The sequence below is a fragment of the Enterobacteriaceae bacterium Kacie_13 genome (assembly GCA_013457415.1).
In the GTDB taxonomy this organism is placed as follows: domain Bacteria; phylum Pseudomonadota; class Gammaproteobacteria; order Enterobacterales; family Enterobacteriaceae; genus Rahnella.
Genome location: CP045666.1, coordinates 94,036 through 110,343 on the forward strand (window position 1 = coordinate 94,036; position 16,308 = coordinate 110,343).

Sequence of the window (16,308 nt, forward strand, 5' to 3'; positions counted from 1 at the left end):
CTGCGCCCGCCGCTGTGGTCAGTGAGAAGTAAACAGTGTGTCGAGCCGCGTCAGCAGGTTGCTGGCGCTGTAATAATCCAGCCGGAACGTGTCATTACCCAGCGCATAAACCTGTTTATGCTGAACTGCCGGAAGATGGGCCAGGAAGTGGTTGTCCATCAGCCGTTGCGTATCGCCGTCGTCGCCCGAAAACAGCAGCAAGGTTTTGCCATTCATTCCTTCTGCCATGTTTTCTCCCGCCAGTTGCACGATATCCTTTCGCACGCCCTGATTCTGGCTGCCGTGAACGTTGCCCGGCACTGTGGCCAGCGTAAACCCGAGTTCATGCAGCAACTGTCCCTGCGGGGAAGCGGATGTCCACAGATTGGCGGCCTTGCCATCGGGGCGATAGACCATTGCGGAGACCGGCTGGGCGGGTAATGTCAGCTGTGTTTTCAGCCGCTTAACCCGCTCATCAAACTGCTTCACCACGGCGTCGGCCTGCGCTTCATGACCGGTCGCCACGCCAAGTTGTCGCGCCAGTTCCTGCCAGCTTTTGTCGTCATAATTAACCACCAGTACCGGCGCAATCGCCGTAAGCTGGTCGTACAGTTTCAGGGCAGAATCCCCGCCAGTGGCTGAAATGATAATGAGGTCGGGTGCTTCCCCGGCAATGGCTTCGGCATTGGGCTCGCCGATATACAAACGCTGCACCTTACGCTCTGCGGCGATCTGGCCCCACTGGCGGAAAAAGCCCTGCGCGTCCGCAATCCGGCTGTTCGGGCTGGTTGCACCGCTGGCGATAACCGGCGCATCAATGGCCAGCAGCGTGCCGGTGACGGTCACGCTGGTGGAGACGATGCGCTCCGGCGCATGGGCCAGCGTAACGCTGCCATGTTCAGTGTTTATCACACGAGGCCAGCCGGTTCCGGCGGCCAGACAGGCCTGTGTCAGCAGGGCGAAAAGTCCGCCTGCAAGGGTCAGACGTTGGAGCAGGGTATACTTCATTAAAGACAATCCTTCACGATAGCGTACTGATAAATAGCCGATTTCCGGTAATTCTACGTGCTCTGAAATTAGAAAAAAGCGCAAGACTTCAGGTTTCTATGATTGACACACGTAAAACCGGCGAGTAGTTTACCGCCATCAGATGCAAATGATAATCGTTATTATATTCATTATCATTTTATTAACAGGAGTCGACTGATGGATGCTGTAGTAACGGATGGCAAAAGCAACGGAAAAGGGCAGATCGGGGAGCAGTGCCCGGAGGTGGCGAAAAACATCGCGGATATCTCTCCAGCCAGCGGATTTTTCTTCACTTCCCCTTTTCGAAGCTTAGCCACGCAAGGGTGTTTTACTCAGCTCACGCTGCCTGCCGCTGGCGGTGAGGCGCTGAACGGTGACTTTCAGCAGGCGGTTAAGCAGGCGTTCTTACAGGCGCGAAACGCCGGAATCACCCATCCGATTGTCTGCGGCGCCATTCCCTTCGATACGCAACAGCCCTCGGCACTGTTTGTGCCAAAAGAAGTGCAATGGTTTGACCGCCAGCAGTTTCTCGAAAATAAGCCAGTGACCCAAAACGCCTTGCCGCAGGTGAAGCGAAAAACGGAACACCCCGCGCAAACTGAATTCATGCAGATGGTCTCTTCAGCAGTTGAAGCTACGGAACGGGGCGCACTACGCAAAGTGGTGCTGTCGCGCCTGCTGAAGATCGAAACCCGCCAGCCGGTAGATCGCGCGGCGTTGATGGCGCGCATGATCGACCAGAATCCCGGCGGTTATCACTTCCACGTACCGCTCGCACAGGGCGCATTGCTCGGTGCCAGCCCGGAACTTTTGCTGCGAAAACTCGGCAATCATTTTCACTCAAATCCGCTGGCCGGTTCGGCGAAACGCAGCGCGGATCCGCGACAGGATCAGGCTGCCAGCCAGGCGCTGTTAGTGTCAGGAAAAGATGCCTACGAGCACCATATTGTCACCGATGCTATGCGCGATGTGCTGACCCCACGTTGCAGCCATCTGCATATTCCTTCGCGCCCGGAACTGCTCAGTACGCCAACCCTCTGGCATCTCGCCTCACCGATTAACGGCGACGTGGCGGACAGCGCTGAAAATGCCCTGTCGCTGGCCTGCCTGTTGCACCCGACACCCGCGTTGTGCGGTATGCCGACCACGTCTGCACGCGAGCTGATTTCTCGTCTCGAACCTTTCGAGCGCGGTCTGTTTGGCGGCGTTGTCGGGTGGTGTGATGCGCAGGGTAATGGCGAATGGGTGGTGACCATCCGCTGCGGCACGGTAGAGGCAAACCACGTTCAGTTGTTTGCGGGAGCCGGAATAGTGCCGGACTCTGTCCCTGAATTGGAATGGGCAGAAACCGGCACCAAGCTCAACACCATGCTGCGTGCGTTTGGTCTGGCGTCATAAAGGAGATTCGCATGACGATAGCATTTACCCGCTGGCCGGATGCCCTGGCACAGCGTTACCGTGAACGCGGTTACTGGCTAGGTCTGCCACTGACCGATATTTTACAGCGACAGGCTGACCGCGATGTCGCGGCAATATCTGATTCAATATCCACTCTCAGTTACCGCCAGTTGGATGACATGTCCGACAGGCTGGCCGCTGCGCTGCAACGACGTGGCCTCGGTGCGGGCGATACCGCGCTGGTTCAACTGGGTAACATCACCGAATTTTACGTGGTGTTTTTTGCGCTGCTGAAAATCGGCGTGGTGCCGGTCAATGCGCTGTTCAGCCATCAGCGCAGTGAACTCAACGCCTATGCCTCACAAATCCGGCCTGCGTTGCTGATTGCCGATACCCATCACGCATTGTTTGCCGATCACGCATTTGTGGCTGCTTTTGTTGAACAGCACCCTTCGCTGCGCGTAATGGCGCTGCGCAATGCAAAGGATGAAACGCATTCACTGGCGGCGTGGATTGCAGGGGAAGCGGGCGATTTTTGCGCCTCACCGACCCCGGCGGATGAAGTGGCGTTCTTCCAGCTTTCCGGCGGCAGTACCGGCACCCCCAAACTGATCCCGCGCACTCACAACGACTACTATTACAGCATCCGGCGCAGCGTCGAAATTTGCCGTTTCAATTCGCAAACCCGCTATCTGTGCGCCTTGCCGATTGCTCACAATTACCCGATGAGCTCACCCGGCGCGCTCGGCGTGTTCTATGGCGGCGGGCAGGTGATGCTGGCGCCGGATCCGAGCGCGCAGGTCTGTTTCCCGCTGATTGAACAACATGCGATCACCGCAGCGGCGCTGGTGCCTCCGGCACTCACGCTATGGCTACAGGCGATGAAGGAATGGGAAGGGCATCCCTCCCTCAACAGTTTAACGCTGTTGCAGGTCGGCGGCGCAAAACTGAGCGAGACGCTGGCAGCACGGGTGCCGCAGGAAATCGGCTGCCAGTTGCAGCAAGTCTTCGGCATGGCAGAAGGGTTGGTGAACTACACGCTGCTGGACGACGATCCGCGGCGCATCTTCACCACTCAGGGCACGCCGATGTGTCCGGATGATGAACTTTGGGTAGCGGATGAGCACGGCAATCCTCTTCCCGTAGGTGAAACTGGCCGTCTGATGACGCGCGGGCCTTACACCTTTCAGGGCTATTACCTCAGCCCTGAGCACAACGCCAGTGCCTTCGATGAACAGGGCTTTTACTGCTCCGGCGACCTGATTTCACTGACGGATGACGGTTATGTGCAGGTTCAGGGAAGGTTGAAAGATCAGATTAACCGTGGCGGTGAAAAAATCGCCGCAGAGGAAATTGAGAATCTGCTGTTGCGTCATGAGTGTGTGATTAACGCCGCGCTGGTGTCGATGCCTGACAACTTAATGGGCGAAAAAAGTTGCGCCTTTCTGGTGACCCGCAGCGGTTTCAAACCGGTGCAGCTGCGCCGCCACCTGCGCGAACTCGGTGTTGCCGAATTCAAACTGCCCGACCGCTTTGTGCGGGTCGAACGGCTGCCACTAACGCCGGTGGGTAAAGTGGATAAAAAGCTTTTACGCGAACAGTTAATTGCACAAGAACATTCTGTTTCTCAAGAACACACTGCGCCTCAGGGAGAATAATTCATGGCCATTCCTAAACTCGAATCCTACGCACTGCCTGCGGTCAATGAACTGCCCGCCAATAAAGTCAGCTGGACGGTTGAGCCGCAGCGCGCGGCATTGCTTATCCATGATATGCAAAAATACTTCCTCAATTTCTGGGGTGAAGGCAGCCCGCTGATTGAGCAGGTGGTGGACAACATCGCCGCGTTGCGCCGCTACTGTAAATCGGTCGGGATCCCGGTGTTTTATACCGCGCAGCCGAATAACCAGAGTGATGAAGATCGTGCGCTGCTCAACGACATGTGGGGGCCGGGCCTGAACAAACATCCCGATCAGCAGGCGGTAGTGGAAGCACTGACGCCGGATACTGACGATCAGGTGCTGGTGAAGTGGCGCTACAGCGCATTTCACCGCTCGCCGTTGCAGGATATTTTGCAGGAAACTGGCCGCGATCAGTTGATCATCTGCGGGGTATACGCCCACATCGGCTGTCTGACCACCGCGACCGACGCGTTTATGCGCAATATCCAGCCCTTCATGGTGGCCGATGGACTGGCTGATTTCTCCCGAGACGAGCACCTGATGGCGCTGCGTTATACCGCCGGGCGCTGTGGTCGTGTGGTGACGACGGCGGAGTTATTGCCGAAAGAAAATGTTGCAAAAATAGACACTAAAGCAGCCTTACGGGCGCAGATTTTGCCGTTGTTAGATGATGACAGTGACGACATTGCCGACGATGAAAACCTGATCGATTACGGACTGGACTCCGTGCGTATCATGGCGCTGGTGACCCGCTGGCGGAAAATTCGTGGCGATATCGACTTTGTTGCCCTGGCCAAAATGCCGACGATCGATGGCTGGTGGGCGCTGCTTTCCGGGGAAAAAGCCTGATGAGCACGGTATGGGATTTCGCGGGTAAACAAGTTTGGGTGACCGGCGCCGGGCAGGGAATTGGTTTACACACCGCGCTGGCGTTTCAACAAGCGGGTGCGACGGTGACGGGTTTCGATAAAACCTTCAGCGGCGAGGATTACTCTTTCCGCACCGAAGTGATAGATATCACCGACAGTCAGGCGGTTGCGGCGGTTTGCCAGCGTCTGCTGGCTGAACAACCGGTACTGGATGTGCTGGTCAACGGCGCGGGCATTTTACGCCTGGGCGCAACGGATGAAATAAGCGACGACGACTGGCAGAGTTGTCTGGCAGTGAATGCGGGCGGCGCGTTTAACCTGTTCCGCCATACGCTGCCGGTCTTCCGCCGTCAGAAACGCGGCGCGATCGTCAGCATCGCCTCGAACGCTGCCCATGTGCCGCGCGTCGGGATGTCGGCCTATTGTGCATCGAAAGCGGCGTTGCGCAGTTTATGTCTGACTGTCGGATTGGAGATGGCGCCGTTCGGCGTGCGCTGTAATCTGGTGTCACCGGGTTCGACCAATACGCCGATGCAACAGGCCATGTGGCAAACGCACGACGCCGAACAGCGCACCATCGACGGTTTTCCCGATCAGTTCAAACTGGGCATTCCGTTGGGCAAAATTGCATTGCCGCAGGAAGTGGCTGAAGCAGTGCTGTTTCTGGCTTCCGGAAGCGCCTCGCATATTACGATGCAGGATATCGTGATCGATGGCGGCGCAACGCTGGGTGCCTGAGTCCTTTATCACGGCGGCAGGATGGCTTAACCTGCCGCCGGAATCCGGGCACTCAGGGAAGATCGCACGCTGCCACTTCACATTAGCCGCCTATCGGGATGATCTGTTTACTGAACTGGCGGTATTTTTCCCGCCATTCCTGACGCGTGCTGTCCCGAAGCGGCGCGCGGAATTTCTTGCCGGGCGCTATCTTGCCACAATGGCGTTAACTTCCCTGGGCCAGTCGCCGGTTACCGTCGGTATCGGCGAAGATCGCTCACCGCTATGGCCGGAAAACGTATACGGTTCGATAAGCCATAACGCTCATACGGCGCTGTGTGCCGTGCAAACAGGTGGCGGGGTGGGGATTGATGTTGAAACCCTGATGGAAGAACAGCAGGCACGCGATTTTTTGCCGATGATTATCAACGGTGACGAACACCCGTTGTTATGCCGTCATCAGCACGGTTCACTGGCTGCGTTAATGACGCTAACGTTTTCGGCCAAAGAGAGTCTTTTTAAAATGATTTACCCACAAACGGGTAAATTATTTGGGTTTCTCGATGCAAAACTTGTCGCGCTTGATGAAGAAGAATGCCGCTTTACGCTGGAACTGACCCGAACACTCTCCGCCATTTTTCCTGCCGGCAGGCGTTTTGAGGGGGTTTATCAGTGGGATCAACTCGATGTCATCACCTTTATCTCTGAGGAAATTCAACCAAATCAGTAATACCCAGCCTGCCGCCTCCGGGATGAAGGCGGCTTTCTGTTTTCATCGACAGCGCAGAACGTGCTTAGCTCCCCCAGCGGCTTCTCAAATAATTCACCGCCTGCTGAGTCTGCGGCTGATTCAGATAGTTTTCACGAAAGAGAATGGTGCCGTTGATTTGCGGGACGGACTCATTCATATCGAGCTGCTTTTTCAGCTCCGGCACGCCGCCGTTAATCATCCAGTCCGGTTCATTTTTTGACGGCTCGCCCACTTTATACAGCGCGATGCCGATATACAGACGGGTGTGAGTGGGTTTAACCACCTCGGCCCACCAATGGGCTAATACGTCATAACGGGCAGCCTGACGCGAGAAGGGCCAGTAAAGCTGCGGGGCGATGTAATCGAGCAGGCCTTGCTGCACCCAGCGGCGGGTATCAGCATAAGATTCATCGTAAGCCGCCGCGCCGCGCGTATCCGAACCCGCCGGATCGTGCGAAGCATTTCGCCACACGCCCGCCGGGCTGACGCCAAATTCGACGCCCGGTTTCATCTGCTTAATGGTGCGAGAAACCTGTTCGATCAACTGCTGAGTGTTGTGGCGTCGCCAGTCGGCTTTGGACGCAAATCCCTTGCCATATCTCTGAAACGTCAGGTTATCATTGAGGCTCGAGCCGGAAGATTCGGCATAAAAATAGTCATCGAACTGTACGCCGTCGACGGGGTAATGCGCGACGACTTCGGCGACGATACTGGTGATCCAGTCCCGTGCTTCGGGTATTCCGGGGTCAAGCACAAAGCGATCGCTTGCCGTGCGGATCCAGTCGCGATGCAGCACAAATACGCTGGCCGGATTAAGCCGCAGAGTATTATTGAGTTCGGCAACGGTGGAAGGTTTGGTATTGACGGAGACGCGATACGGGTTAAACCACGCATGGACTTTCATACCGCGCTTGTGCGCTTCATCAAGCATAAACTGCAAAGGATCGTAGCCCGGTTCCTCACCGATTTTGCCGGTCATCATATCCGACCACGGAAGAATTTTTGATGCCCAAAGCGCGGTACCGTCAGGTTTCACCTGGAAGAATACAGTGTTGATGCCGAGGGTTTTCAGCTTATCCAGTTTATCCGTCAGCGCTTTTTTTTGCAGGCTGATGCGCAGGGCGGGGCTGCTGACATTTACCGATGAGACCGGCGGCCAGTCGAGGCGCGAAACGGTCGTCAGCCAGACGCCACGCACCGGTTCCGTGCCCGGAGCAGATTTTCCCACAGGGGGTTCTATACTGACTGGAGGTCGCGGGGTTACCAGTGATTTCGGCGGTTTGGACGAACAGCTGGCCAGCATCAACACGGCAGCCATCAGTGCGACACCTGTCCTGACAATTCTTAGATGGGGAAACTTGAGAGAGCAGACGATGGCAGACTCCGATTCTGTAAGTGTGTCGCTCGAAAAGAGACATTCTCGTAGTATTGGGCGCAAAGTCAATTTGTTAGAGGGTTAACCGGTCACACCTCCACGGGGGCGCATATGCTCAGAAAGAAAGTAAACGCCAGGCTCGACGAAGACATTTGCGTGCATATTTTCACTGCGTCGGCGGGCATGGTGGGCGTGTGTATCACGGTTATTGGTATTTTTCAGGTGATCACGACCCTCAGGCGCGAAGGTACGCTGGGTGATGACTTGCTCGCCATCAACGCGATTTTGTATCTGGCCACTACGATTTTATCCTACTGGGCATTGAGAACCCGTAACCAGCGCCGCAATCTGCTGCTGGAAAAAGTCATCGATATTCTGTTCCTTGTCGCGCTCACCTTTACCACGGTCGTCGCCGGTGTCATTACCTGGGCGATGACCTTTACCTGAAAGCGTCAGGACAATATCCCGCGATAAGACAAATTATCAACGCCTGACGTCATCAATGTCACGATAACGCGCGCGTCCTATATGATTGAAAACACGCCTAAACTTTCTCCAGCCTTTGCCGATAAACCGTTCAAAGGGCGATCACCACTTTGCCATCCGACGCTGACGCCTTCCTGTGAAATCATTGCTGTTGTCTGAGGAATTGATATGGGATTTACCATTAAGAGCCGGTTAATTGGCATCGTTGGATTGTTGTGCATTTTGCTGACCGTCGCTGCGCTGTGGGCGATTTTAGGGCTTCGCGCTGCCGATCAGCGCGCGATATCGACCTATCGCACCGAATTACTGCCTTTACAGCATTCCGCGAAATTATACCGTCTGGCGCAAATGCAGTCGGCGACGCTGTTTGAATCGCTGCGCTACTGGACCGACCCCGCTGAAGTCGATCAGCGTGTGGCGCAAATCAATGCTTACGGCCAGCAGATTGTTGCAGAACGCAAAGCCTATCAGGCGACGTTTGCCGTACCGGGCAGCGAAAAATTGCGCGCGACGTTTCTCAACGATCTCAATGATTATCAGGCCGCGATTGTCGATGCAGGCAAACTGGTGGCGAGTGGTAATCCGTCCGGCGCGCTGGTCATGATCGAAACCCGGCTGAAAAATGGCAGTAAGGCCTTGCAACAGGACATCGACGGGCTGGACAACCTGATGCGCCAGCACGCTGAACGCAACTATGCTGAAAGTTCTGAGGCTTACGTCACCATGCGTAACAGCATGGCGGCGATCCTGGCGGGCGGTTTGCTGGCCGCCGGTATTGCGGGCTGGCTGTTGGTGCGTTCGATCACCGGCGCGGTGCGTCGTGCGCGGCGTCTGGCGGAATCGATTTCAGCCGGTGGACTGAATCACCGATTGGGTGCGATCCCAAAAGATGAGATGGGTGAGCTGATGCAGGCGCTGGCGAACATGGATGCGCGTCTGAGCGGCATTGTCCGTGAAGTGGGAGAAAGTGCGCTGGCGCTGAGTAGCGCGGCAGGCCAAATGGCTGATGGTAACAACGATTTATCTTCCCGCACTCATGCACAAGCCAGCTCGCTGGAACAAACTGCAGCAAGCATGGAGCAGATGACCGCAACGGTGAAATTCAACGCCGATAACGCGGCGCAGGCCAGCCAGCTTGCGCAAACTGTCCGCGAACGGGCACTGCAGAGTAGTAACATTCTGACCGACGCTGTCACCGCGATGCGCGATATTGAAGAATCCAGCAAAAAAATCGCCGACATCAACCGTGTGATCGATGAGATCGCCTTCCAGACAAACTTACTGGCGCTGAACGCTGCCGTTGAGGCCGCCCGTGCCGGTGAGCAAGGGCGCGGCTTTGCGGTTGTCGCTTCTGAAGTCCGCCAGCTGGCACAGCGTTCCGCAAGGGCGGCACAGGAAATCAAATCCCTGATCCAAACCAGCGTCAGCAAAGTGGATGCAGGTAGCAAACTGGTGATGCGTTCCGGCGAAACTTTGCAGGAAATCAACGAGGGTATGACGAAGATGGTCGAATACGTGGCGGATATCGCCGTCGCCAGCCGCCAGCAATCGAGCGGTATCGATCAGGTCAATGTGGCGATTGTTCAGATGGACAGCGCGACCCAGCAAAACGCCGCGCTGGTCGAACAGGCCAGCGCAGCCAGCCACACGGTAAATGACCATGCAACGCGACTGGTTGAACGCATGTCGTTCTTCCATTTGCGGCCAAACCCGCCGTCTGAGACGGTTTTTCCCGCTGAACTTAATCGCGGCCAGGGCGTTCTCCAGCCGCTGACCGCGCTGAACGCTCCTGCACGTCAACCGCGTCTGGCTAATGTCTGATCTGAGAAGGAGCACCACCATGTCAGGTCTTTTTCACAGAAGGATCCTCAGTGTACTGCTGCCGCTGGCGTTCTTCGCCAATGCACAGGCGCAAACCGTGGTCAAAATCGCCACCATCGCCAACGGCGATATGACGATCATGCAGCAGATGTCCGGCGAGTTCGAAAAAGCGCACCCGGACATCAAACTCGAATGGCATGTCATGGATGACGGCGAACTGCGTAAGCAGGTGCTAAGCGACATGAACCGCGGGCAGGCGAACTTTGACGTGATCACCGTCGGCACTTATGAAGCGCCGCTGTGGGGCAAAAAAGGCTGGCTGCAACCGCTGAACAATCTGCCTGCCGATTACAACGTTGACGACCTGCTTAAGCCAATTCGCAGTGCACTTTCGTGGAACGGAACGCTGTACGCGCTGCCGTTTTACGGTGAAAGCAGCATGACTTATTACCGTAAAGATCTCTTTGCGGCGAAGCATCTCGCAATGCCTGTCAATCCGACCTGGGATGACGTGAAATCTTACGCCGCGCAGCTTACGGACAAATCGCAGGGCGTCTACGGCTTATGCCTGCGCGGGCTGGCAGGGTGGGGGGATAACGTCGCCTTTATCACCACGATGGCGAATGCCTATGGCGCGGAATGGTTCGATCAGGACTGGCATCCGCGTCTGGACAGCGACGAGTGGCGTGCGGTGCTGACCGATTACGTGCAGATCATGCACGATTACGGCCCGCCGGATGGCAAATCCAACAGTTTTGGACAAAACCTCAAGCTGTTCTCTCAGGGGAAATGCGCGATGTGGATCGACAGCACCGTCGCCGCCGGTATGGTTATTAATCCGCAGATTTCCCGTGTGGCCGATAAAGTTGGGTTTACGCCCGCGCCGACCGCGATTTCCACCAATGGCTCGCACTGGCTGTGGGCATGGGCGCTGGCCGTTCCGCAGCATGCCAGCCATAAAGATCAGGCGCAGCAATTTATCACCTGGGCGACATCGCAGGCATACATTCAGGATGTGGCGAAAACCATCGGCTGGGGCGCGATCCCGCCGGGCAGTCGTTATTCTTCCTATGCGCAGGTGAAATACCAGAAACTGGCGCCCTATGCTGAGGGTGTGAAACAGGCGGTTGAAACGGCGACGCCGGAAACGCCAACGCTCTACCCGGTACCATATCAGGGCGTGCAGTACGTCAGTATTCCGGGCTTTGATCAGATGGGTGATGCGGTAGGGAAAAATATTTCAGATTTGCTGGAAGGCAAAAAAACAATCGATGAAACGCTGACCGCCAATCAGCAGGTTGTAACGACGATTTATGCCGCCGCGGCGCAGGCGAATTAACGGAAGGATTATAAAATCACAGGATGTAATAATCCTGTGATTTTGTCTTACAGGTTAAGCCATTGGCGGCTACTTACGGTCAGTCCACACGGTCTGCACGTTGCAAAACTCGCGTAAACCGAAGTGAGACAGCTCGCGGCCATACCCGCTTTTTTTCACGCCACCAAACGCCACGCGCGGATCCGATGCGCTGTAACCATTGATAAAGACACCGCCGGTTTCCAGTTCATCCGTCATCTCTTTCGCCAGATCCAAATTGGCCGTATATATTGTCGCGCTCAGCCCGAAATCGCTGTCGTTTGCCAGCTCAACCGCATGTTTCGCATCACGCGCCACGCTAATGGCAGCAACCGGACCAAACAGTTCCTGACGAAATGCGGTCATTTCCGGCGTCACGTTGCCGAGCACGGTAGGCGCGTAGAAATTGCCTTTCCCTGCGACTTTTTCACCGCCCAGCAGCAGCGTTGCGCCCTGCGCCAGGCTCTCCTGAACCTGCTGATCCAGCTCATCACGCAAATCGAAACGTGCCATCGGGCCGATGTAAGTAGCATCATCGAGGGGATCCCCCATCACCAGTGCCTGCGTGGCGGCAACAAATTTCGCCGTGAAGTCTTCCAGCACGCCTTCTTCAACGATCATACGCTTGGCGGCGGCGCACACCTGCCCGGTATTCTGATAACGTCCCGCGACGGCGGCGGTCACTGCTTCATCCAGATTGGCATCATTAAGTACGATAAACGGATCCGAACCACCCAACTCCAGTACGCATTTTTTGACGGATTTCCCTGCCAGTTCGGCGATCGCGGCACCTGCCCGCACGCTGCCGGTCACGGTGACGGCGGTGACGCGGCTGTCGGCGATCAGATCTGCAACGGCAGGTGTATCGACATTAATCACGCCAAACACACCGGCCGGGAATCCGGCTTTTAGTGCGGCCTGTTTCACTAAATATGTGGTGCCCATTACATTCGGTGCAGGTTTGAGCAAAAAAGTATTCCCCGCCAGCATGGCCGGAACTGCGCCGCGCAGGATCTGCCAGACCGGGAAATTCCAGGGCATGATCGCCAGAATCATCCCGGAAGGGCGGTAGTGAATATGTGCTTCGCCGTTATCGACCAGTGTCGGTTCCGGTGCCAGCATCGCCGGACCATGCTTTGCATACCATTCGCAAAGATTTGCCGATTTCTCGACTTCGGCACGCGCCTGTTTTACTGGCTTACCCATTTCGCGGGAGAGAGTACGGGCAATCTCTTCACCGGCATCACGCAGTTCGGCGGCCAGTTGCATCAGGTGGGTTGCACGTTGGTTAATATCCACCTTGCGCCAGTGTTTAAATGCGGCGCTGCCCTGTGCGACGGCGGCTTCAAGCGCCAGTGCAGAATCGTAGGGGTATTCGGCGATGCGTTCGCCGTTAAACGGGTTCAGTGAAATGGCTTGAGTCATTTTGTTTTCCTCTTTGAGAACGATGGAAACAGAATAGCCTCTTGCATGGCTCAGTAAAAATGAATAAAAATAAGCTTTCTTTTCACATTTTGAGAATGGTTATGAATCTGTCACAACTGGAGATGTTTCGTGCCGTTGCACAGACCGGCAGTATCAGCGCCGCCGCGCAGCTGGTTCACCGCGTGCCGTCAAATCTCACCACGCGCATCAAACAGCTGGAAGCCGAACTGGGCGTCGAGTTGTTTATCCGCGAGAACCAGCGCCTGCGTTTGTCACCGGCCGGGCGTAACTTTCTCAATTACAACAACCGCATTCTCGATCTGGTGGACGAAGCGCGGGCATCGGTTTCCGGCGATGAACCGCAGGGAATTTTCACGCTGGGCGCGCTGGAAAGCACGGCAGCGGTGCGTATACCGCCGCTGCTGACGCGATATCATCAAAAGTTCAGCAAAGTAGAGCTGGCGCTGAGCACCGGGCCTTCCGGTGAATTACTGGAAAAAGTGCTGGAGGGGGAACTGGAAGCGACTTTCGTGGATGGCCCGGTAGTACATCCAGTGCTCGACGGCGTACCGGTGTATCAGGAGGAAATGGTGATTGTTGCGCCGGAACACCACGCGCCTGTCACGCGGGGAAAGGAAGTGAACGGGGAAATCGTCTACGCGTTTCGTTCCAACTGCTCCTACCGCCGCCATTTCGAAAGCTGGTTCAGGGAGGATGAAGCGGCACCCGGAAAAATTTATGAAATGGAGTCCTATCACGGAATGCTGGCGTGCGTGATTGCCGGTGGCGGGCTGGCGCTGATGCCGCGCAGTATGCTGGAAAGTATGCCGGGCAGCAGTACGGTCAGCGTCTGGCCATTGGCGGATCACTATCGGTATTTGACGACCTGGCTGATATGGCGGAGGGGAGCGTTAACGCGAAATTTGTCTGAATTTGTCGCGCTGGCGTCAGAGGCGAAAATCAGCTCTCCGCCACCTGTAAAATGATTTGCCAGTCGAGCGCCAGCTTTAAAGCAAGGCAGGCGCTGAAGACGAAAAAAATGGTTTTGTACATAGGTGAGACCAAATCCTGCTGTGATGGTAACCACATTCTAAAGCGGAAATTGTTAAATTTTCTAGTAAATTTTACGTATTAAGACCTTGAGAGGAAGAACGAAAAGGATTACGCAGAGAGTGAGCGGGCCAGAGAAATCTGCTAACTGCAATGACCTGAATTATATCGGGGTTATCACTACCAGGGTGATAGTATTAAAAGTATGAGTAAAATTTAGCTTACGTTATTGCTAAGGCGGTGAGACGTCATCCCGTTATCAGGTTTTCTTAGGTTAAGATAAGATAAGCACTTCCTTACGTGAATATGTATTTATCGGTTAATACCATGAAACAAATAGACAGATTCTTGCGTAATAATCAGTAATATTACGCTGGCCCAATTGATATACTTATTTCTTTGTGTAGAATCATATCCACTTTCAAAAAATTAAACTCTCATACTGGCAGGAACATCATGGACAACGCATTAAACGTTTTGAATAATATCCGTACACTTCGCGCGCAGGCTCGTGAAATGCCACTGGAAACTCTCGAAGAAATTCTTGAAAAGTTAACGGCGATTGTTGAAGAATCTCGTGAAAATGTAAAAGCGGTCAGCGCACAACAGCAAGAACGTAACGAGAAACTTTCTAAATATCGCAAAATGTTGGAAGAAGACGGCATTGATCTCGATGATCTGTTGACCCATCAGGGTGCGAAAGAAACCACCAAAACCAAGTCTAAACGCCAGCCACGTCCTGCTATCTATGAATACAAAGACACCAACGGCGAACACAAAACCTGGACGGGTCAGGGCCGTACCCCATCAGCCATCAAAGCAGCGATGGATGCGGGTGCAACTCTGGAAAGTTTCCTGATCGCACGTTAATATTACGACCGTATTACTGATGTTCCTGAGATTTCCTGTTTTTTAACACAAAACAGGGAATCGCTGGAGACAATAACATTGCCGCAGTCCACGCTTTTTTTGCCTATTTAGTAACCCAATAATAACTTTCTCATACGCTCCTCGATCCTCAATGATCCCTTTTCGCATCCCCCCTTTTTCGTAAGTAAAATTACTTAAGTTTTTTGCCAGCTCTTAGCCTTGAAGGATATTCTTATAAGAAAATTATGCTGAATTGGCTGATCTTTTGCATACACGATCTGACATTGTTTATTCATCCTTAATTCATTTACGTTATTAAGTTATTTAGAAATTCATCCGGGGAAATAGCCCGCGTCGATAACGGGCGTCAGAAAATAATTAAGCGGATTTGCGTGTCAGCTGATACACGCAAAGATGTGTATAGGCGGCCTGCAACAGGGGAACATGTATTCCTACCCGAATGGCGCGCTCTACCAGATCGCCGATGATCTGGTCGGCTTCCACCGCATTTCCCTGCGTCATATCGCGATACATCGATGACGTTTGCTGCGAATTTTTATCTGTCACCGCTTCCCTGGTTTTCGTCACAGCAGCCGCGCGCTCCGCGTAGCCAAAGGCTTTCATGGTGGTCAGCGCTTCGTTCACAATGCCCAGTGCAAACTCTTTCCCACCGGGTGCAGAAGCGACCTGACCGATATTGCCGCGCAGGGTGCAGGTGATCGCCCCGAAGCTGGAAAGCAGCAGCCATTTCTCCCATAGATCGCTGATGATGGTTTCGGACAGGAATGCCTCAAAACCGGCATTTTGAAACGCCTGATCGACGCGCTGTATACGTTCACTTTTGTCGCCGGAAAGTTCACCGTAGAAAATCTGATGCATGGGCGTCATCTGATGGATATGACCGTCCGCATCCAGCGTGGCGTTAATCTTGCATAAGCCGCCAATCAGCGCATGTTCACCGAAACGCAGGCTGAGCGTCTCCATATGTTTCATGCCGTTGAGAACGGGCAAGATCATCGTTTGTTCACCGACTACCGGCGCAATGTCTTTCATCGCCGCTTCCAGCCCGAAGCTTTTCACGGTCAGCAGGATCAGGTCATAAGGGCCGGTGAGTTGTGAGGCTTGTAATACCTTCGGCTGAAAATGGAAATCCCCGTGCGGACTGTGCACCGTCAGCCCGTTTTCCTGCACTGCCTGTGCGCGTTGTTCACGCAACAGAAACGTCACGTCCTGGCCAGCCTGTGCCAGCCGCGCGCCAAAATAGCCGCCAGTTGCCCCGGCACCCACCACTAAAATTCGCATGCGTTATCCTTTTATATCAAGATATTCAGAAGCCCCGTGTCTGATTAAACTACGGGAGGAGGGCCGTTGGGATCAAGTAACACGAGGATAATTAAACACGATGGTTGCGACGATGGCTGACATCATGGAGGCGTATTCCATACAGAATCGCAATCAACGACAGCTCTTGAGGTCTGACAAGCAGATTGAGGTGAAAG

General features: G+C 54.6%; 14 protein-coding genes. 10 read left to right on the forward strand and 4 right to left on the reverse strand.

The annotated features are described in order from the left end of the window. Positions 1-18: 18 nt before the first annotated feature. Positions 19-987 (reverse strand): Fe2+-enterobactin ABC transporter substrate-binding protein, encoded by a 969-nt coding sequence (gene fepB / locus GE278_21795; protein ID QLK63431.1) that lies wholly within the window; start codon positions 985-987, stop codon positions 19-21. Positions 988-1,185: 198 nt separating this feature from the next. Between fepB and GE278_21800 the strand changes: the two genes are divergently transcribed. The 5 genes from GE278_21800 to GE278_21820 are packed head-to-tail and all read left to right on the forward strand — an operon-like array spanning position 1,186 to position 6,404. Next, complete coding sequence (locus GE278_21800) at positions 1,186-2,406, forward strand: isochorismate synthase (protein QLK63432.1); 1,221 nt, start codon at positions 1,186-1,188, stop codon at positions 2,404-2,406. 11 nt (positions 2,407-2,417) lie between these two features. Next, complete coding sequence (gene entE / locus GE278_21805; protein ID QLK63433.1) at positions 2,418-4,064, forward strand: (2,3-dihydroxybenzoyl)adenylate synthase; 1,647 nt, start codon at positions 2,418-2,420, stop codon at positions 4,062-4,064. A 3-nt stretch (positions 4,065-4,067) separates the two neighbouring features. Then, positions 4,068-4,937 (forward strand): isochorismatase family protein, encoded by an 870-nt coding sequence (locus tag GE278_21810; GenBank protein QLK63434.1) that lies wholly within the window; start codon positions 4,068-4,070, stop codon positions 4,935-4,937. Next, on the forward strand, positions 4,937-5,695 hold the full coding sequence (dhbA, locus tag GE278_21815) for a 2,3-dihydro-2,3-dihydroxybenzoate dehydrogenase (GenBank protein QLK63435.1): 759 nt from the start codon (positions 4,937-4,939) through the stop codon (positions 5,693-5,695). The genes GE278_21810 and dhbA overlap by 1 nt, the downstream gene beginning before the upstream one ends. Beyond that, positions 5,688-6,404 carry a 4'-phosphopantetheinyl transferase superfamily protein gene (locus GE278_21820; protein QLK63732.1) on the forward strand — a complete coding sequence of 239 codons (717 nt, stop codon included), beginning with the start codon at positions 5,688-5,690 and terminating at the stop codon, positions 6,402-6,404. Before dhbA ends, GE278_21820 begins: the two co-directional genes overlap by 8 nt. A 64-nt stretch (positions 6,405-6,468) precedes the next feature. On the opposite strand, the gene GE278_21825 is transcribed toward GE278_21820, so the two are convergent. Next, a complete protein-coding gene (locus tag GE278_21825) occupies positions 6,469-7,743 on the reverse strand; it encodes a family 10 glycosylhydrolase (GenBank protein ID QLK63436.1) in 1,275 nt (424 codons plus the stop codon). A gap of 168 nt (positions 7,744-7,911) precedes the next feature. Between GE278_21825 and GE278_21830 the strand changes: the two genes are divergently transcribed. From GE278_21830 to GE278_21840, 3 genes are all read left to right on the forward strand, one after another. Next, positions 7,912-8,247 (forward strand): hypothetical protein, encoded by a 336-nt coding sequence (locus GE278_21830; GenBank protein QLK63437.1) that lies wholly within the window; start codon positions 7,912-7,914, stop codon positions 8,245-8,247. Between the two features lie 207 nt (positions 8,248-8,454). After that, entirely contained in the window at positions 8,455-10,107 is a 1,653-nt protein-coding gene (locus GE278_21835) for a HAMP domain-containing protein (protein QLK63438.1), read from the forward strand. Between the two features lie 19 nt (positions 10,108-10,126). Then, positions 10,127-11,446, forward strand: a complete 1,320-nt coding sequence (locus GE278_21840; GenBank protein QLK63439.1) for an extracellular solute-binding protein — start codon at positions 10,127-10,129, stop codon at positions 11,444-11,446. A 69-nt stretch (positions 11,447-11,515) separates the two neighbouring features. On the opposite strand, the gene GE278_21845 is transcribed toward GE278_21840, so the two are convergent. Further along, complete coding sequence (locus tag GE278_21845; GenBank protein ID QLK63440.1) at positions 11,516-12,889, reverse strand: aldehyde dehydrogenase family protein; 1,374 nt, start codon at positions 12,887-12,889, stop codon at positions 11,516-11,518. A gap of 101 nt (positions 12,890-12,990) precedes the next feature. Between GE278_21845 and GE278_21850 the strand changes: the two genes are divergently transcribed. Together GE278_21850 and GE278_21855 are read left to right on the forward strand one after the other, a co-directional pair. Further along, complete coding sequence (locus GE278_21850; protein QLK63441.1) at positions 12,991-13,875, forward strand: LysR family transcriptional regulator; 885 nt, start codon at positions 12,991-12,993, stop codon at positions 13,873-13,875. A gap of 520 nt (positions 13,876-14,395) precedes the next feature. After that, entirely contained in the window at positions 14,396-14,809 is a 414-nt protein-coding gene (locus GE278_21855) for an H-NS histone family protein (protein ID QLK63442.1), read from the forward strand. A 378-nt stretch (positions 14,810-15,187) separates the two neighbouring features. Here the strand turns inward: GE278_21855 and panE are convergent, their stop codons facing one another. Next, positions 15,188-16,111 carry a 2-dehydropantoate 2-reductase gene (gene panE / locus GE278_21860; GenBank protein QLK63443.1) on the reverse strand — a complete coding sequence of 308 codons (924 nt, stop codon included), beginning with the start codon at positions 16,109-16,111 and terminating at the stop codon, positions 15,188-15,190. Positions 16,112-16,308: the final 197 nt, after the last annotated feature.

Excerpts from the sequence above, each read along its gene's own strand:
- fepB (QLK63431.1), bottom strand. The coding sequence starts at position 987 with ATGAAGTATACCCTGCTCCAACGTCTGACCCTTGCAGGCGGACTTTTC.
- GE278_21840 (QLK63439.1), top strand. The coding sequence starts at position 10,127 with ATGTCAGGTCTTTTTCACAGAAGGATCCTCAGTGTACTGCTGCCGCTG.
- GE278_21855 (QLK63442.1), top strand. The coding sequence starts at position 14,396 with ATGGACAACGCATTAAACGTTTTGAATAATATCCGTACACTTCGCGCG.
- GE278_21825 (QLK63436.1), bottom strand. The coding sequence starts at position 7,743 with ATGGCTGCCGTGTTGATGCTGGCCAGCTGTTCGTCCAAACCGCCGAAA.
- panE (QLK63443.1), bottom strand. The coding sequence starts at position 16,111 with ATGCGAATTTTAGTGGTGGGTGCCGGGGCAACTGGCGGCTATTTTGGC.
- GE278_21835 (QLK63438.1), top strand. The coding sequence starts at position 8,455 with ATGGGATTTACCATTAAGAGCCGGTTAATTGGCATCGTTGGATTGTTG.
- GE278_21850 (QLK63441.1), top strand. The coding sequence starts at position 12,991 with ATGAATCTGTCACAACTGGAGATGTTTCGTGCCGTTGCACAGACCGGC.
- entE (QLK63433.1), top strand. The coding sequence starts at position 2,418 with ATGACGATAGCATTTACCCGCTGGCCGGATGCCCTGGCACAGCGTTAC.
- dhbA (QLK63435.1), top strand. The coding sequence starts at position 4,937 with ATGAGCACGGTATGGGATTTCGCGGGTAAACAAGTTTGGGTGACCGGC.
- GE278_21800 (QLK63432.1), top strand. The coding sequence starts at position 1,186 with ATGGATGCTGTAGTAACGGATGGCAAAAGCAACGGAAAAGGGCAGATC.
- GE278_21830 (QLK63437.1), top strand. The coding sequence starts at position 7,912 with ATGCTCAGAAAGAAAGTAAACGCCAGGCTCGACGAAGACATTTGCGTG.
- GE278_21810 (QLK63434.1), top strand. The coding sequence starts at position 4,068 with ATGGCCATTCCTAAACTCGAATCCTACGCACTGCCTGCGGTCAATGAA.
- GE278_21845 (QLK63440.1), bottom strand. The coding sequence starts at position 12,889 with ATGACTCAAGCCATTTCACTGAACCCGTTTAACGGCGAACGCATCGCC.